Below are 17,497 nucleotides of genomic sequence, written 5' to 3'. Positions count from 1 at the left end.
TTCGATTCGCATCGAATGGCCTTTTTTGTTGCCGACAGAATTACTCGGCGATCTGCAACTTGCGCGACTCGGTGTAGACGTAGCGGACTTTCTCGTACTCGAACGGCGAGTTCAGCTGGCCATAACGGAAGCTGGTCTGGTTGCGCTTGTCGATGCTGCGCAACAGCCAGAGTTCGGGATGGTTGGCGCTGACTTCGGCGACGTTCAGGAAGTTGATCGCCGACTCGGCAGTGAAGTCCACGGCCAGGCCGCCGGTGTCGCGGATGTTCGACGGGCCGAGGATCGGCAGCACAAAGTAGGCGCCGCCGGGGACGCCGTAGAAACCCAGCGTCTGACCGAAGTCTTCGCTTTGGCGCGGCAGACCCATGGCGGTGGCCGGGTCCCACAGGCCGGCGATGCCGACAGTGGTGTTGAGCAGCAGCCGCGCTGTGGTTTCCATCGAACGCTTGCCTTTGAATTGCAGCAGGCTGTTCATCAGGTTCGGCACGTCGCCGAGGTTGTTGAAAAAGTTGCTGACGCCGGTGCGCAGAAAACTCGGCGTGATGTAGCGATAACCGTCGACCACCGGCAGAAACACCCATTGGTCGAAGCGGTAGTTGAAGTGATAGACCCGGCGGTTCCACTCTTCCAGCGGGTCGTACACATTCAGCGCATTGAGCGTGGAGCGTTCAAATTCGCGCTGGTCCAGGCCCGGGTTGAATTTGAGTTTGCTCAACGGCTCTTTGAAACCATCGTTGTCGATGATCACCGGCGCGTTGGCTTTACTGTTGTCGGCATTGGCGACGCCTGCACAGAGTAACGCTGCGATAAGCAGGAGATATTTAGCCACGGAAGAACTCCAGCATGGCGTCGCTGTTGACGCGGTAATTAAGGTTGCCGCAATGGCCGCCCAGTGGATAAACAGTCAGGCGATCGCCGAAAGTCTTGCGCAGGAAGCCGAGGTCACCGGGGCCGAGGATCACGTCGTCGGCGTTGTGCATGACCGCGATTTTCTTGCTCGCTTGCAGGTAATCCTTCAAGGCATACAAGCTGACCTGGTCGATCAGTTGCAGCAGGCTGCCGCCGTCGGTACGGGCGCGCCACATCGGGATCACTTGTTCGGTGATGTAGCAGTCGAAGTCGCACTGCAGCGCACGCTTGAGGTACGGCGTGAGGGTGGTGCCTTCGGTGATCGGGGTTTTCGGTGGGGTGATCAGGCCGCGACGGTTGATCAGGTCCGAGGTAAAGGCAATGTCGGCGGCCGAGAAGCGAAACGACGTGCCGATCAGCATGGCCATTTGTTCGTTGGTCAGGTGCTGTTTGGACTGCTGGAAGTCGTAGAGCAAGGCATCGTTGAGGTCGATGTAGCCTTTCTGCTGGAAGTAGCGGGTCAGCTTGTTGAGCACCAGTTCATAGAAGGTGGTGCTGTTGTTGATGCCTTTGACTTCCGTCTGGACCAGTTTGTCGAGGTTGGTGATCGAGGTGTAAAGATTGACCGGCGGATTGAGCAGCAAGACTTTCTTGAAGTTGAAGCTGCGGCGGGTTTCATCCAGATGCGCGACAAATGCGGCATCCAGTGCACCCAGGCTGTAACCCGTCAGGTAGTACTCGGTGACGGCGACGTTGGGGTTTTGCGCCCGCACGGCTTGCATCACCCGATACATGTCTTCGGCGTCTTCCTTGGTGATACCGGGCGTGGCAAAGCGCGAGGCGGCGCTCATGAAGTCGAAGCTGGTGGGCGACGACAGTTGCACGACGTGGTAACCGGCCTTGTAGTAGAGCTTTTTCAGGTATTCGTTAAGGCTGCTGTCATAGCGCGCACCGGTGCCGGCGATCAGAAAGATCAACGGTGCAGCTTTATCCTGAGTGGCGATCCGGTAGGTGAGTTTCTTCACCGGCCAGAAGTTGTCCGGCAATTCGAACTCACGCTCCGGGCGCAACGTGACGCTGCGGGTTTCCTGATCGATGTCATCGTCCAGCGGCAACTCCGGACGCAAGTCCGGTGGTGTCGTCGCAATGGTCGCCTCGAACGGATTGGTCAAGGGGTAGCCATAACTGGCGGCATCGATATCGACCGCCAGTGCGGACGCACTCAAAATAAGGCCGCCAAACAGGGCGGCGAAGCGCAAGGACAGGAGCATGACTAGATCCCTAAGAGGAAAGTGTCGAATTAAAGTTCGCAGGCTATGACCACGGGGGTTGCGCCAAAGTGCCATGGATCGGCACCAATCAGGCCTAATTTCGGGTAATAGTAGCTGGACGATACACTTTGCAGCGAATTCGTGACCATTTATCTGCGACTCGCGTTTGCTTACCGCGCCCATGGGATTAAGCTGGCCGCCGTTTTCGTCTATTGGAGTGCTTCATGTCCCGCCGTCTGTCCGTAATTCTGCTGCTTGTTTTGCTGCCCTTATGGCTGGCCGCCAGTTATGGCGCGCGTTATGGCTTTATGGAGGACGCGCAGTGGGTCGGCATCTGTGTGGATGAAGCGAATCGCTGGGAATGCCAGGTGCGGTCGAACCTGGGGCTGATGATTCATTTCCAGGTGTTGGGATGGGCAGCGTTGGCAGCCGCAGTGATCGGCTTTGTCGTGCCGGGCCGGGCAGGGTGGTGGTTGGCGGTTTTGGCGCTGGTGTTCGGATTTCCAGCATTGGCGTTGTACAACACGACCATGGCGGTATTTGCGGTGGTGATAGCTGCCTTGCGCCTGGTCCGGGCTTCCCGTAGCGCCTGATTAAAAGATCGCAGCCTGCGGCAGCTCCTACAGGGAAACGTGAATCCCGTGTAGGAGCTGCCGCAGGCTGCGATCTTTTGCTCTTGTTTTGCGAATCAGCCCTTGGGAACCCGCAAACACCGCCACAACGCCGCGACCATCAGCACACTCACCAACGCCCAACCCCAGGCCTGCTGGTTCTGCAAACCTTCGCGATACAGTTGCGGCGCAATGCCGGCGCCGATGATGAAGGTCAGCAGCGCGATTTCGCGACGCGGCACATTCACTGGGCGGCACAGGTAAACCAGTGCCGGCAGGATGAAGGCGACACTCGGGAAGCTGCGATAGCGCGGATCGAATACCAGCTCCAGCATCATCACCGCGGCGGCAAACCCGGCCGTTGCCAGCAACCAGCCGGCCCGTCGTTCCAGCACATTGAATGCTCGCTCACGCCAACCGGTACGGCTGCTCAGCGTCAACGCTGCATGGGCCAGCACCAACAGATTCAAACCCGTCAGCAACGCGACCCACAGCCATTCGCTGGCAAACCGGGTGGTGACGCGCACCAGATCACCCCAGGCGCCAATCGAACAGGCCGCCAAAGCTCCGAGCAGCGGCAGCACCAGCGCAGCACGGGTCGTGCGCACACGCCCGCCAAGGATCAGCGTGCCAAGGAAGATCAAGCCGCCCACTGCCAGCCATTGCGACCAGTACGGCACGTTCGACACCGGACCTGCCAATACGCCCTTGTCCTGGCGATCAGCGTCAAACAGGCCCCAGTAACCGCCGACCGCACCTTCACTGGCGCGCTTCCACGGTTGGTCGAAGGCTTCGATCAGGTTGTAATGCCAGCCTTGCTGCTCGGCCATGATGACAAAGGCGCGAATGAACTTGGCTTCGTTGACCCGGCTCGGCAGGGCGGTTTCGCGCTGGCGGCCTTCGCTCGGCCAGCCGGTTTCGCCAATCATCACGTCCTTGGGCGCGAATTTGTTGCCGAACACCTGACGCACTTCGCTCACGTGCTGCAGCGCGGCGTCAATGTTCGACGGATCGTCTTCCCAGTACGGCAGCAAGTGGATGGTGAGGAAATCTACCGCCGGGGCAATTTCCGGGTGTTTGAGCCAGAACTCCCAGACGTCGGCATAAGTGACCGGCTGTTTGACCTGGCTCTGGACCTTGTTGATCAGCCTTGCCAACTGCGCCCCGGTGATTTCCTTGCGCAGCAGGGTTTCGTTGCCGACGATCACCGAGGTGACCACGTCCGGGTTGGCGTTGGCCGAGGCAATCAGCAAGTCGACTTCTTTCTCGGTGTCCACCGGGTTGCTATTGACCCAGGCGCCGATCATCAACTTCAGACCATGTTTGCGCGCCAGCTCGGGCAGGGCCTCGAGGCCGGTCATGGAATAGGTGCGGATGCATTCAAAGCGGGTGGCCAGCAAGGCGAGGTCGGCGTCCATGCGCTCGGGGCGCAACTTGAAAGGCACGTCGAACGGCGATTGATCCTTGTCAAAGGGCGTGTAGGACGCGCATTGCAGCTTGTGCGTGGCGCTGGCCACGTCCGGCAGAATGACCGGTTTGCCAAGCCCGTACCAAAAACCGCCGAGGGCAAAAAGCCCCAGCAGGCAGGCGAATAAATAAGCAAAAAAAGGAAAGCGTGATGTCGCGGGCATGGTCAGGCCGTCTGGGAGCAAAGCCGCGCATGTTACCTGCATTTGTCCCGCGCTTGGTGGCCTGCATGATTTTGACATGCAAAGTTCGGGCGGATTGGCGGGCACATTTCAGGCGGTCGTAATTAATGGCGTTCTGATGTCGTTTCTCGATGCCTTGAGGTCGCTGACAGCACAGGTTCCGGTTGGCGTCAGGTTGATTATCGAGGCGTCAGTACCCCGTTGATAAATCGCGCTGATGATCGAACAGGTTTGCCGTGAGGCGTGATGGGGGCGCCGGGCACCATAACAAAACGTTGACGCGACTCGGCACCCGTCGAGCGCAGCACTTTCGGGGAAGTAACGATGAAGATGCGACGACTTTTAGGCGCAGGTGCCGCTCTGGTGCTTGCGATTGGCTCCACGATGGCCAGCGCCGAGAGCAAAACCCTGAGCATCGGTTACGTTGACGGCTGGTCCGACAGCGTCGCGACCACCCACGTGGCCGCCGAAGTGATCAAGCAGAAGCTGGGTTATGACGTGAAGTTGCAAGCCGTCGCCACCGGAATCATGTGGCAGGGGGTGGCCACTGGCAAACTGGACGCCATGCTGTCGGCATGGCTACCCGTGACTCACGGCGAATACTGGACCAAGAACAAGGATCAGGTCGTCGACTACGGCCCGAACTTCAAGGACGCGAAAATCGGCTTGATCGTGCCGGAATACGTCAAGGCTAAAACCATCGACGATCTGAAAACCGACGACACGTTCAAAAAACGCATTGTCGGCATCGACGCCGGTTCGGGTGTGATGCTCAAGTCCGAGCAGGCGATCAAGGATTACGACCTGACCGGCTATCAACTCAAGGCCAGTTCCGGCGCCGGCATGATCGCCGAACTGACCCGTGCCGAGAAGAAAAACGAGTCCATTGCCGTCACCGGTTGGGTGCCGCACTGGATGTTCGCCAAGTGGAAACTGCGCTTCCTCGACGACCCGAAAGGCGTTTATGGCGCGGCTGAAACCGTGAACAGCATCGGCAGCAAAGAGCTTGCTACCAAGGCACCGGAAGTGGCGAAGTTCCTGAAGAACTTCCAGTGGGCGTCGAAAGACGAAATCGGCGAAGTCATGCTGGCAATCCAGGACGGTGCCAAACCTGACGCCGCCGCGAAGGATTGGGTCGCCAAGCACCCGGAGCGCGTTGCCGAGTGGGTTAAGTAATTTGAGCTGAGACGTGTATTCAGCTTTTTCCAGGCCGCTCGGCATTTAATGCCAAGCGGCTTTTGCTTATCTGTAGGAGCGAGCTTGCTCGCGATGAGCGTGCAGTCGCCGCATTCTGTCAGACATCACGCGTTATCGTTTACGTCCATCGCGAGCAAGCTCGCTCCTACAAAATGGCGATTCTGTCATGTCGTTCTAATACTAAGGTCGTCTGGAACCTGGCCCGCAGCCGAATAGAGTGGATACCGTTCCAACAATAATCTGTGCTGCGAGGATAAAAACAATGAACGACAGCATTTACCTCTCGATTCAAAACAGCCCGCGCTTCAAGGAGCTGGTTAGTAAGCGAGAAAAGTTCGCCTGGATTTTGTCGGCGATCATGCTTGGGCTTTACTCCGGATTCATCCTTCTGATCGCTTACGGGCCGCATATTCTGGGCGCGAAACTCAGCCCTGAGTCTTCGATAACCTGGGGCATACCGATCGGTGTCGGGCTGATTCTTTCGGCCTTCATCCTGACCGGCATCTACGTACGACGCGCCAATGGCGAATTCGACGACCTGAACAATGCGATTCTCAAGGAGGCTCAGCAATGATCCGGCGTCTAATCGCTCTATTGAGCATCGCAGCCTTCGCACCGGCCGTCTGGGCGGCTGACGCCCTGACTGGCGCCGTGCAAAAACAACCGCTGAACGTTGCTGCGATCCTGATGTTCGTGGCGTTCGTCGGCGCAACTTTGTACATCACTTACTGGGCGTCGAAGAAAAACAACTCGGCCGCCGACTACTACGCGGCGGGTGGCAAGATCACCGGCTTCCAGAACGGTCTGGCGATTGCCGGCGACTACATGTCCGCGGCGTCCTTCCTGGGTATTTCCGCCCTGGTGTTCACTTCCGGCTACGACGGCCTGATCTACTCGATCGGCTTCCTGGTGGGCTGGCCGATCATTCTGTTCCTGATCGCCGAGCGCCTGCGTAACCTGGGTAAATACACTTTTGCCGACGTGGCGTCCTACCGCCTCGGGCAAACCCAGATCCGCTCGCTGTCCGCTTGCGGTTCACTGGTGGTAGTGGCGTTTTACCTGATCGCGCAAATGGTCGGTGCCGGCAAGCTGATCCAGCTGCTGTTCGGTCTCGATTACCACGTTGCGGTGATCCTGGTCGGTATCCTGATGTGCATGTACGTACTGTTCGGCGGCATGCTGGCGACCACCTGGGTTCAGATCATCAAGGCGGTGCTGCTGCTGTCCGGTGCCTCGTTCATGGCCCTGATGGTGATGAAGCACGTCAACTTCGACTTCAACGCGCTGTTCTCCGAGGCGATCAAGGTTCACCCTAAAGGTGAGGCGATCATGAGCCCGGGCGGTCTGGTGAAAGATCCGATCTCGGCGTTCTCCCTTGGCCTGGCGCTGATGTTCGGTACCGCTGGCCTGCCGCACATCCTGATGCGCTTCTTCACCGTGAGTGACGCAAAAGAAGCTCGCAAGAGCGTGCTGTATGCAACTGGCTTCATTGGTTACTTCTACATCCTGACCTTCATCATCGGCTTCGGCGCGATCCTGCTGGTCAGCACCAACCCGGCCTTCAAAGACGCGGCTGGCGCGTTGTTGGGCGGTAACAACATGGCGGCAGTGCACCTGGCCAACGCGGTCGGCGGCAGTATCTTCCTGGGCTTCATCTCGGCGGTAGCGTTCGCGACCATTCTGGCAGTGGTTGCCGGTCTGACCCTGGCCGGTGCTTCGGCGGTGTCTCATGACCTGTACGCCAGTGTGATCAAGAAGGGCAAGGCCAACGAGAAAGACGAGATTCGCGTCTCGAAAATCACCACCATCGCTCTGGCGGTGCTGGCGATCGGTCTGGGTATTCTGTTCGAAAGCCAGAACATCGCGTTCATGGTCGGCCTGGCGTTCTCCATCGCGGCGAGCTGTAACTTCCCGGTGCTGCTGCTTTCCATGTACTGGAAGAAGCTCACTACACGCGGTGCGATGATTGGGGGCTGGTTGGGTCTGATCAGTGCCGTTGGCTTGATGATCCTCGGGCCAACCATCTGGGTGCAGATCCTGCATCACGAGAAGGCGATCTTCCCGTATGAATACCCGGCGCTGTTCTCGATGATCATTGCGTTTGTGGGGATCTGGTTCTTCTCGATCACTGACAAGTCGAAGGCAGCTGACAATGAGCGGGCGCTGTTCTTCCCGCAGTTTGTTCGTTCGCAGACTGGTTTGGGTGCGAGTGGGGCGGTATCTCACTAAGGCTTTCAGATTGTTTGTGTAAGTTGCGTTGAAATAGAAATGCCCCGGTCGAAAGATCGGGGCATTTTTTATGGGGCGGTTATCGCACTCTTTACATCTTCTGGATTTGTAATGACCCCTGTGGAAGCGAGCCTGCTCGCGAAAGCGTCGTGTCAGCCAGCATTTATGGTGACTGGCACTCCCTCTTCGCGAGCAGGCTCGCTCCCACAGGGGGAAATTTGTTGGGCGTGGCTCGCCGTAAGGGCGAAACGAATATCAGCCATTACCGAAGAAACGGAAAAGCGCACACCCAAAGCGCACAAACAAAAACGGCCTCTATATAAATAGAGGCCGTTTTCGATACAGCGCTAAGACGTTATCGCAAGACAGGTCTTACTTGCGGTCTTCCAGCTTGGTGATGTCACGCGACTCGTAGCCGGTGTACAGCTGGCGTGGACGGCCAATCTTGTACGGGCTGGAGAGCATTTCTTTCCAGTGGGAGATCCAGCCGACAGTCCGCGCCAGGGCGAAGATCACGGTGAACATGCTGGTCGGAATGCCGATCGCCTTGAGGATGATCCCCGAGTAGAAGTCGACGTTCGGGTACAGCGAGCGCTCGATGAAGTACGGGTCGGTCAGGGCGATCTCTTCCAGGCGCATGGCCAGTTCGAGTTGCGGATCGTTATTGATCCCCAGTTCCTTGAGCACTTCGTCGCACGTCTTTTTCATCACGGTGGCGCGTGGGTCGCGGTTTTTGTAAACCCGGTGACCGAAGCCCATCAGTTTGAACGGATCGTTCTTGTCCTTGGCCTTGGCGATGTACTTGTCGATGTTCGACACATCGCCAATTTCATCGAGCATGGTCAGGACAGCCTCGTTCGCGCCGCCGTGGGCAGGGCCCCACAGTGCAGCGATGCCGGCGGCGATGCAGGCGAACGGGTTGGCACCCGAGGAGCCGGCCAGGCGTACAGTGGAGGTCGATGCGTTCTGCTCGTGGTCGGCATGGAGGATGAAGATCCGGTCCATGGCCTTGGCGAGCACCGGGCTGATCGGTTTGATCTCGCACGGGGTGTTGAACATCATGTGCAGGAAGTTTTCCGCGTACGTCAGGTCGTTGCGCGGGTACATCATGGGTTGACCCATGGAGTACTTGTAAACCATCGCTGCCAGGGTCGGCATCTTGGCAACCAGGCGGATCGCGGAAATTTCGCGATGCTGCGGGTTATTGATGTCGAGGGAGTCGTGGTAGAAGGCCGAGAGAGCGCCGACTACGCCGCACATGACGGCCATCGGGTGGGCGTCGCGACGGAAGCCGTTGAAGAACGTCTTCAGCTGCTCGTGAACCATGGTGTGGTTCTTCACGGTGCTGACGAACTGGGCCTTCTGTTCTGCAGTCGGCAATTCGCCGTTGAGCAGCAGATAGCAGGTTTCCAGGTAGTCCGACTTTTCAGCCAGCTGTTCGATCGGGTAGCCGCGGTGCAGCAGAATGCCGTTGTCGCCGTCGATATAGGTGATCTTCGACTCGCAGGAAGCTGTCGACATGAAACCAGGGTCAAAGGTGAAACGGCCCGTGGCCGTCAGGCCCCGAACATCGATTACATCGGGACCAACGGTGCCGGTTAAAATGGGCAGCTCGACGGGGGCTGCGCCCTCGATGATCAACTGCGCTTTTTTGTCAGCCATGTGGCCTCCTATTTATGCTTGAAATCATCAGACAGACCCCCCACGCAGGGCCCGCACCACTATAGTGAGATAAATTCGAATGTCAATTTGCCTAAAGTCTTGCTCCGCAAGGCTTTAACCGGACTTTTTCCTCGAAATTGACTGCCATTTACGCCTTTTATCCAACTTGTGCAATGCGCTATTAGGGGAAGGTGAACGCGTTGTCATTAGTAGCCTAACTGTCTATACTCGGCCTCCGACCGCCAGGGGCTTTTGGGCCTGCTTTACTGGGGGTCGCACTCCCTGGGTGGTGGGTACCTGACCAGTGCACTCCCCAACAACTTTGCCCTGATTGTTAGGGGCTCTTCAGTGTGAAAAAAAGCCGTGAATAGCCAACGACCTGTAAACCTAGACCTAAGGACCATCAAACTCCCAGTCACTGCTTACACGTCCATTCTTCACCGAATCTCCGGAATCATCCTCTTTGTCAGCCTGGCCATCATGCTTTACGCATTGGACAAGTCGCTCGACTCGCAGGAAGGTTTCGACCAGGTGAAAGCGTGTCTGACCAGTCCGCTAGCCAAGCTAGTGACATGGGGCATCCTGTCCGCCTTGCTTTATCACCTGGTTGCCGGTGTGCGCCATTTGATGATGGACATGGGCATCGGCGAGTCGCTTGAAGGCGGCAAACTGGGCTCGAAAATCGTTATCGCCGTTTCCGTGGTGGTAATCGTTCTGGCAGGAGTCTGGATATGGTAACTAACGTCACGAACCTGTCGCGTTCGGGCCTCTATGACTGGATGGCACAACGTGTGTCTGCGGTCGTTCTCGCGGCTTACTTCATTTTCCTGATCGGATACGTCGTCGCCAACCCTGGCATCGGCTACGCCCAATGGCATGAACTGTTCGCAAACAACTGGATGCGTATTTTCAGTCTCCTGGCTCTCGTTGCCCTCGGCGCTCACGCCTGGGTCGGCATGTGGACCATCGCGACCGACTACCTGACGCCAATGGCGTTCGGCAAGTCCGCGACTGCGATACGTTTCCTCTTCCAGGCAGTATGCGGCGTCGCGATGTTCGCCTACTTCGTCTGGGGTGTGCAGATTCTTTGGGGTATCTGATTCATGTCTACTACAGTTAATACGCTTTCGTTCGACGCCATCATTATTGGCGGCGGCGGTGCCGGCATGCGCGCTGCGCTGCAACTGGCGCAGGGCGGTCACAAGACTGCCGTTGTCACCAAGGTTTTCCCGACTCGTTCGCACACTGTATCCGCCCAGGGTGGTATCACCTGCGCCATCGCTTCGGCCGATCCGAACGATGACTGGCGCTGGCACATGTACGATACCGTCAAGGGTTCCGACTACATCGGTGACCAGGACGCTATCGAATACATGTGTTCCGTAGGCCCGGAAGCGGTCTTCGAACTCGAGCACATGGGTCTGCCGTTCTCCCGTACCGAGCAAGGCCGCATTTATCAGCGTCCGTTCGGCGGCCAGTCGAAAGACTTCGGTAAAGGTGGCCAGGCTGCCCGTACGTGCGCCGCTGCCGACCGTACCGGTCACGCGCTGCTGCACACCCTGTACCAGGCCAACCTCAAGGCCGGCACCGTATTCCTCAACGAATACTACGGCGTCGACCTGGTGAAGAACGAAGACGGTGCCTTTGTCGGCATGATCGTCATCTGCATCGAAACCGGCGAAACCTCCTACGTCCGCGCTAACGCCACCGTACTGGCGACTGGCGGTGCAGGCCGTATCTACTCGTCCACCACCAACGCCCTGATCAACACCGGTGACGGCGTCGGCATGGCTCTGCGTGCTGGCGTGCCGGTACAAGACATTGAAATGTGGCAGTTCCACCCGACCGGCATCGCCGGCGCCGGTGTACTGGTTACTGAAGGCTGCCGCGGTGAAGGCGGTTACCTGATCAACAAGCACGGCGAGCGTTTCATGGAGCGTTATGCTCCGAACGCCAAAGACCTGGCTGGTCGCGACGTAGTTGCCCGTTCGATGGTTAAGGAAATCATCGCCGGCAACGGTTGCGGTCCGGATGGCGACCACGTAATGCTGAAACTCGATCACCTCGGTGAAGAAGTTCTGCACAGTCGTCTGCCAGGCATCATGGAACTGTCCAAGACCTTCGCTCACGTCGATCCAGCCGTGGCGCCGATTCCGGTCGTTCCAACCTGCCACTACATGATGGGTGGCGTAGCCACCAACATTCATGGCCAGGCAATCACTCAGGACGCTGACGGCGTTGACCAGATCATCCCGGGCCTGTTCGCTGTAGGCGAAGTGGCTTGCGTATCGGTTCACGGTGCCAACCGTCTGGGCGGCAACTCGCTGCTCGACCTGGTGGTATTCGGTCGTGCTGCCGGTCTGTTCCTCGAGCAGACCCTGAAAGAAGGCGTTGATTACGCTCGTCCTCGCCAGTCCGACATCGACGCTGCCCTGGCGCGCCTCGATGGCTTGAACTCGCGTACCGAAGGCGAAGACGTCGCCACGCTGCGTAAAGAGCTGCAAAGCTGCATGCAGAACTACTTCGGTGTATTCCGTACTGGCGAATACATGCAGAAGGGTATTGCTCAACTGGCTGATCTGCGTGGCCGTATCGCCAACGTCAAGATCAACGACAAGAGCCAGGCGTTCAACACCGCTCGAATCGAAGCCCTGGAACTGCAAAACCTGCTGGAAGTGGCCGAAGCCACCGCCATCGCTGCAGAGATCCGCAAAGAGTCCCGCGGCGCGCACGCCCGTGAAGACTACGAAGATCGCGACGATGAAAACTGGCTGTGCCACACCCTGTACTTCCCGGGTGACAAGCGCGTGACCAAGCGTGCCGTGAACTTCTCGCCGAAGACTGTTCCGACTTTTGAACCTAAGATTCGGACTTATTAAGGGTGGCCGCCATGTTGCAAGTCAGTGTTTATCGCTACAACCCTGATCAGGACGCTGCGCCGTTCATGCAGGAATTCCAGGTTGATACCGGTGGTAAAGACCTGATGGTGCTGGACGTGCTGGCCCTGATCAAAGAGCAGGACGAAGGTTTCTCCTATCGTCGCTCTTGCCGTGAAGGTGTGTGCGGTTCCGACGGCATGAACATCAACGGCAAAAACGGTCTGGCGTGCGTGACGCCGCTGTCCGCTGTCGTAAAAGGTAACAAGTTGATCGTTCGTCCGCTGCCAGGCTTGCCGGTTATCCGTGACCTGGTCGTCGATATGAGCATCTTCTACAAGCAATACGAGAAGGTTAAGCCATTCCTGCAGAACGACACGCCGGCTCCGGCCATCGAGCGTCTGCAGACTCCGGAAGAGCGTGAAAAACTCGACGGTCTGTACGAGTGCATCCTGTGCGCTTGCTGCTCGACCTCTTGCCCGTCCTTCTGGTGGAACCCGGACAAATTCCTGGGTCCAGCTGCCCTGCTGCAAGCGTACCGCTTCCTGGCAGACAGCCGCGACACCAAGACTTCCGAGCGTCTGGCTTCGCTGGATGACCCGTTCAGCGTATTCCGCTGCCGCGGGATCATGAACTGCGTCAACGTCTGCCCGAAAGGCCTGAACCCGACTAAGGCCATCGGTCACGTACGTAACATGCTGCTGCAAAGCGGCGTGTGATTCAGCTGTAACTGCAGGACCGCTGTACCCGTAGATGCTACGGCGCAGGCTTCAACCGGCGCCGTAGTTTTAACCTGAGCAGCAGCTTACAAAGCAGCCGCTCTTATTTTGAAGAAATGAGACAAGCAGGGGCATCCGGGCTGGTACCCGGACTATCAGCGTGATCCTAAGTGGCTTGTTTTAGTCGCTGCATTCGGACTTCTGCAAGTGTGCTCGGTGTCGACGCCGGTGGTGTTCCCCTAACCGAGGGTGACCAAGCATGCAAGAAAGCGTGATGCAGCGCATGTGGAACAGCGCCTACCTGTCCGGTAGTAACGCTGCCTATGTGGAAGAGCTCTACGAGCTCTACCTGCACGACCCTAACGCTGTGCCAGAAGAGTGGCGCACCTACTTTCAGAAGTTGCCTGCTGACGGCAACACTGCCACCGATGTTTCGCACTCCACAATTCGCGATCATTTCGTCTTGCTGGCAAAGAACCAGCGCCGCGCACAACCGGTTTCCGCCGGCAGCGTGAGCAGTGAGCACGAGAAGAAGCAAGTTGAAGTGCTGCGATTGATCCAGGCCTACCGTATGCGTGGCCACCAGGCAGCCCAGCTTGATCCGCTGGGGCTGTGGCAGCGTCCTGCACCTGCAGACCTGTCGATCAATCATTACGGCTTGACCAATGCCGATCTTGATACGACCTTCCGTGCCGGCGACCTGTTTATCGGCAAAGAGGAGGCGAGCCTACGCGAAATTCACGAAGCGTTGCAGCAGACATATTGCCGCACCATCGGCGCTGAATTTACGCATATCACCGATTCCGAGCAGCGCCAGTGGTTCCAGCAGCGTCTGGAAAGCGTGCGTGGTCGTCCGACGTACTCTGCGGACATCAAGAGCCACCTGCTTGAGCGCGTGACTGCGGGCGAAGGCCTGGAAAAATACCTGGGCACCAAATACCCGGGTACCAAGCGTTTCGGTCTGGAAGGCGGCGAGAGCTTGATTCCGATGCTCGACGAGCTGATCCAGCGTTCCGGTTCCTACGGCACCAAGGAAATCGTTATCGGCATGGCCCACCGTGGCCGTCTCAACGTGCTGGTCAACACCTTCGGCAAGAACCCGCGCGAGCTGTTCGACGAGTTCGAAGGCAAGAAGAAGGTCGAGCTGGGTTCCGGTGACGTTAAATATCACCAGGGCTTCTCGTCCAACGTCATGACTACCGGCGGTGAAGTTCACCTCGCGATGGCGTTCAACCCGTCCCACCTGGAAATCGTTTCTCCAGTGGTCGAGGGTTCGGTTCGCGCCCGCCAGGATCGTCGTAACGACCCTACCGGCGAGAAGGTTCTGCCGATCTCCATCCACGGTGACGCGGCATTTGCCGGTCAGGGCGTGGTGATGGAAACCTTCCAGATGTCGCAGACCCGCGGTTTCAAAACCGGCGGCACCGTGCACATCGTGATCAACAACCAGGTTGGTTTCACCATCAGCAACCCGCTGGACTCGCGCTCCACCGAGTACGCGACCGACGTTGCGAAGATGATCCAGGCGCCAATCCTCCATGTGAATGGTGATGATCCGGAAGCCGTATTGTTCGTGACCCAGCTGGCCATCGATTACCGCATGCAGTTCAAGCGTGACGTGGTGATCGACCTGGTCTGCTACCGTCGTCGCGGCCACAACGAAGCCGACGAGCCAAGCGGCACCCAGCCGATCATGTATCAGCAGATCACCAAGCAGCGCACAACCCGTGAGCTGTATGCCGATCGTCTGACCCAGGGCGGTGTGCTGGATGCAGAGCGTGTTCAGGCGAAAGTCGACGAATACCGCAACGCACTCGACAACGGCCTGCATGTTGTAAAGAGCCTGGTCAAAGAGCCGAACAAAGAGTTGTTCGTGGACTGGCGTCCGTATCTGGGCCACGCCTGGACTGCGCGTCACGACACGCGTTTCGACCTGAAAACCTTGCAGGAACTGTCCGCCAAGCTGCTGGAAATTCCGGAAGGCTTTGTGGTTCAGCGCCAGGTTTCGAAAATCTACGAAGACCGTCAGAAGATGCAAGCCGGCGGCCTGCCGATCAACTGGGGTTACGCCGAAACCATGGCGTACGCGACCCTGGCGTTCGAAGGTCACCCGATTCGCATGACGGGTCAGGACATCGGCCGCGGTACGTTCTCGCACCGTCACGCTGTCTTGCACAACCAGAAAGACGCGGGCACCTATATCCCGCTGCAAAACCTGTACAAGGGCCAGCCACGTTTCGACCTGTACGATTCGTTCCTGTCCGAAGAAGCCGTGCTGGCGTTCGAATACGGTTACTCGACCACCACGCCTGAGGCGCTGGTGATCTGGGAAGCCCAGTTCGGCGACTTCGCCAACGGTGCCCAGGTGGTTATCGACCAGTTCATCACCAGTGGCGAGCACAAGTGGGGCCGTCTCTGCGGTCTGACCATGCTACTGCCGCACGGTTATGAAGGTCAGGGGCCGGAGCACTCGTCGGCGCGTCTGGAGCGTTACCTGCAACTGTGCGCCGAGCACAACATTCAGGTAGCGGTACCGACTACGCCGGCGCAGATCTACCACTTGCTGCGTCGTCAGGTGATTCGCCCGCTGCGCAAGCCGTTGATCGTGCTGACTCCAAAGTCGCTGCTGCGTCACAAACTGGCCGTATCGACCCTGGAAGATCTGGCCGAAGGTTCGTTCCAGACCGTGATCCCGGAAATCGATGCACTGGACCCGAAAAAGGTCGAGCGTGTTGTTCTGTGTAGCGGCAAGGTCTACTACGACCTGCTGGAAAAACGCCGTGCCGAAGGTCGTGATGACATCGCCATCGTGCGTATCGAGCAGCTGTACCCATTCCCTGAGGACGACTTGAACGAAGTCCTGGCTCCGTACACCAACCTCAAACATATCGTTTGGTGTCAGGAAGAGCCGATGAACCAGGGTGCCTGGTACTGCAGCCAGCATCACATGCGCCGCATCGTTGGCAATCACAACAAGGCGCTCGTTCTCGAGTACGCCGGCCGTGATGCTTCTGCTGCACCTGCTTGTGGTTATGCATCGATGCACGCTGAGCAGCAGGAAAAACTGCTGCAAGACGCCTTTACTGTTTAACGCCTTCGCGCACCTGAAACCGAATTTAAGGACTCACAGATAATGGCTATCGAAATCAAAGCCCCCACTTTCCCGGAATCGGTTGCCGATGGCACCGTTGCCACCTGGCACAAACAACCCGGCGACGCTGTAAAGCGTGACGACCTGATCGTCGACATCGAAACCGACAAGGTTGTGCTGGAAGTGTTGGCCACCGCCGACGGCGTGCTGGGCGCTATCGTCAAGAACGAAGGCGACACCGTTCTGTCCGACGAAGTTCTGGGCTCCATCGAAGCGGGCGGCGCTGCTGCCGCTCCAGCTGCTGCCGCTGCTGCTCCGGCCGCCGCACAAGCCGCTGCTCCGGCTGCCGAAGGCGAAGACGATCCGGTTGCTGCACCGGCTGCTCGCAAGCTGGCTGAAGAAAACGGTATCAACATCGCTTCCGTTGCCGGCACTGGCAAAGGCGGTCGTGTGACCAAGGAAGACGTGGTTGCAGCCGTTGCTGCCAAGAAAGCCGCTCCGGCTGCCGCGCCTGCCAAGGCGGCTGCACCGGCCGCCGCTGCTCCTGTGTTCGCCGCTGGCGACCGCATCGAGAAGCGCGTTCCGATGACCCGCGTTCGCGCTACCGTGGCCAAGCGCCTGGTAGAAGCGCAGTCGAACATGGCGATGCTGACCACCTTCAACGAAGTCGACATGACCGAAGTCATGGCCCTGCGTTCGAAGTACAAGGACCTGTTCGAGAAGTCCCACAACGGCGTACGCCTGGGCTTCATGTCGTTCTTCGTCAAGGCTGCCACCGAAGCGCTGAAACGCTTCCCGGCTGTCAACGCGTCGATCGACGGTGCCGACATCGTCTACCACGGCTACGCCGACGTCGGTGTTGCTGTTTCCAGCGACCGCGGCCTGGTTGTACCGGTCCTGCGTAACGCCGAACTGATGAGCCTGGCTGAAATCGAAGGCGGCATCGCCACCTTCGGCAAGAAGGCGCGTGACGGCAAACTGTCGATGGACGAAATGACCGGCGGCACGTTCACCATCACCAACGGTGGTACCTTCGGTTCGATGATGTCGACCCCGATCGTCAACCCGCCGCAAGCAGCTATCCTGGGCATGCACAACATTCTGCAGCGTCCTATGGCGATCAACGGTCAGGTGGTTATCCGTCCGATGATGTACCTGGCTCTGTCCTACGATCACCGTCTGATCGATGGCAAAGAAGCTGTGACCTTCCTGGTTACCATCAAGAACCTGCTGGAAGACCCGGCTCGTTTGCTGCTGGATATCTGATTACGTTGCACGGGCCGACCAGTGATGGGCGGCCCTCCTGTAATGACCAGCTTCGTCCCACGACAGTCCCCAAAAGG

Annotated in this window: 14 protein-coding genes; 10 read left to right on the top strand and 4 right to left on the bottom strand. The window is 58.2% G+C overall.

Annotated features, from left to right (window positions below):
- Nucleotides 1-40: 40 nt before the first annotated feature.
- A complete protein-coding gene (locus F8N62_RS18960; protein WP_150712109.1) occupies nucleotides 41-829 on the bottom strand; it encodes a VacJ family lipoprotein in 789 nt (262 codons plus the stop codon).
- A complete protein-coding gene (locus F8N62_RS18955; RefSeq protein WP_150712108.1) occupies nucleotides 822-2,120 on the bottom strand; it encodes a serine/threonine protein kinase in 1,299 nt (432 codons plus the stop codon). The genes F8N62_RS18960 and F8N62_RS18955 overlap by 8 nt, the downstream gene beginning before the upstream one ends.
- Before the next feature lie 224 nt (nucleotides 2,121-2,344).
- On the opposite strand from F8N62_RS18955, the gene F8N62_RS18950 reads away from it, so the two are divergent.
- Nucleotides 2,345-2,713, top strand: a complete 369-nt coding sequence (locus F8N62_RS18950; RefSeq protein ID WP_150712107.1) for a hypothetical protein — start codon at nucleotides 2,345-2,347, stop codon at nucleotides 2,711-2,713.
- A 95-nt stretch (nucleotides 2,714-2,808) separates the two neighbouring features.
- Here F8N62_RS18950 and F8N62_RS18945 read toward each other — a convergent pair whose 3' ends face one another.
- Nucleotides 2,809-4,404 (bottom strand): beta (1-6) glucans synthase, encoded by a 1,596-nt coding sequence (locus F8N62_RS18945; RefSeq protein WP_150712106.1) that lies wholly within the window; start codon nucleotides 4,402-4,404, stop codon nucleotides 2,809-2,811.
- 300 nt (nucleotides 4,405-4,704) lie between these two features.
- Between F8N62_RS18945 and F8N62_RS18935 the strand changes: the two genes are divergently transcribed.
- From F8N62_RS18935 to F8N62_RS18925, 3 genes are all read left to right on the top strand, one after another.
- Entirely contained in the window at nucleotides 4,705-5,556 is an 852-nt protein-coding gene (locus F8N62_RS18935; RefSeq protein WP_150712104.1) for a glycine betaine ABC transporter substrate-binding protein, read from the top strand.
- 283 nt (nucleotides 5,557-5,839) lie between these two features.
- Complete coding sequence (locus tag F8N62_RS18930; RefSeq protein ID WP_150712103.1) at nucleotides 5,840-6,151, top strand: DUF485 domain-containing protein; 312 nt, start codon at nucleotides 5,840-5,842, stop codon at nucleotides 6,149-6,151.
- Nucleotides 6,148-7,806 (top strand): cation acetate symporter, encoded by a 1,659-nt coding sequence (locus tag F8N62_RS18925; RefSeq protein WP_150712102.1) that lies wholly within the window; start codon nucleotides 6,148-6,150, stop codon nucleotides 7,804-7,806. Before F8N62_RS18930 ends, F8N62_RS18925 begins: the two co-directional genes overlap by 4 nt.
- 372 nt (nucleotides 7,807-8,178) lie before the next feature.
- Here the strand turns inward: F8N62_RS18925 and gltA are convergent, their stop codons facing one another.
- A complete protein-coding gene (gene gltA / locus F8N62_RS18915; RefSeq protein WP_150712100.1) occupies nucleotides 8,179-9,468 on the bottom strand; it encodes a citrate synthase in 1,290 nt (429 codons plus the stop codon).
- A 363-nt stretch (nucleotides 9,469-9,831) separates the two neighbouring features.
- On the opposite strand from gltA, the gene sdhC reads away from it, so the two are divergent.
- The 6 genes from sdhC to odhB all read left to right on the top strand — a co-directional run bounded on the left by sdhC (nucleotide 9,832) and on the right by odhB (nucleotide 17,420).
- Complete coding sequence (gene sdhC, locus F8N62_RS18910) at nucleotides 9,832-10,206, top strand: succinate dehydrogenase, cytochrome b556 subunit (RefSeq protein ID WP_150712099.1); 375 nt, start codon at nucleotides 9,832-9,834, stop codon at nucleotides 10,204-10,206.
- Nucleotides 10,200-10,568 carry a succinate dehydrogenase, hydrophobic membrane anchor protein gene (gene sdhD / locus F8N62_RS18905; RefSeq protein ID WP_150712098.1) on the top strand — a complete coding sequence of 123 codons (369 nt, stop codon included), beginning with the start codon at nucleotides 10,200-10,202 and terminating at the stop codon, nucleotides 10,566-10,568. The genes sdhC and sdhD overlap by 7 nt, the downstream gene beginning before the upstream one ends.
- Nucleotides 10,569-10,571: 3 nt before the next feature.
- A complete protein-coding gene (gene sdhA, locus F8N62_RS18900; protein ID WP_008032662.1) occupies nucleotides 10,572-12,347 on the top strand; it encodes a succinate dehydrogenase flavoprotein subunit in 1,776 nt (591 codons plus the stop codon).
- 11 nt (nucleotides 12,348-12,358) lie between these two features.
- On the top strand, nucleotides 12,359-13,063 hold the full coding sequence (locus F8N62_RS18895; protein WP_150712097.1) for a succinate dehydrogenase iron-sulfur subunit: 705 nt from the start codon (nucleotides 12,359-12,361) through the stop codon (nucleotides 13,061-13,063).
- Between the two features lie 259 nt (nucleotides 13,064-13,322).
- Nucleotides 13,323-16,154 (top strand): 2-oxoglutarate dehydrogenase E1 component, encoded by a 2,832-nt coding sequence (locus tag F8N62_RS18890; protein WP_150712096.1) that lies wholly within the window; start codon nucleotides 13,323-13,325, stop codon nucleotides 16,152-16,154.
- 42 nt (nucleotides 16,155-16,196) lie between these two features.
- Nucleotides 16,197-17,420, top strand: a complete 1,224-nt coding sequence (gene odhB, locus F8N62_RS18885) for a 2-oxoglutarate dehydrogenase complex dihydrolipoyllysine-residue succinyltransferase (RefSeq protein WP_150712095.1) — start codon at nucleotides 16,197-16,199, stop codon at nucleotides 17,418-17,420.
- The last annotated feature ends 77 nt before the right edge of the window (nucleotides 17,421-17,497 follow it).

The organism is Pseudomonas fluorescens (genome assembly GCF_902497785.1).
GTDB lineage: Bacteria > Pseudomonadota > Gammaproteobacteria > Pseudomonadales > Pseudomonadaceae > Aquipseudomonas > Aquipseudomonas fluorescens_BO.
Note: the sequence above shows the minus strand (reverse complement) of the source record. Positions and strands in the feature narration are given on the sequence as shown.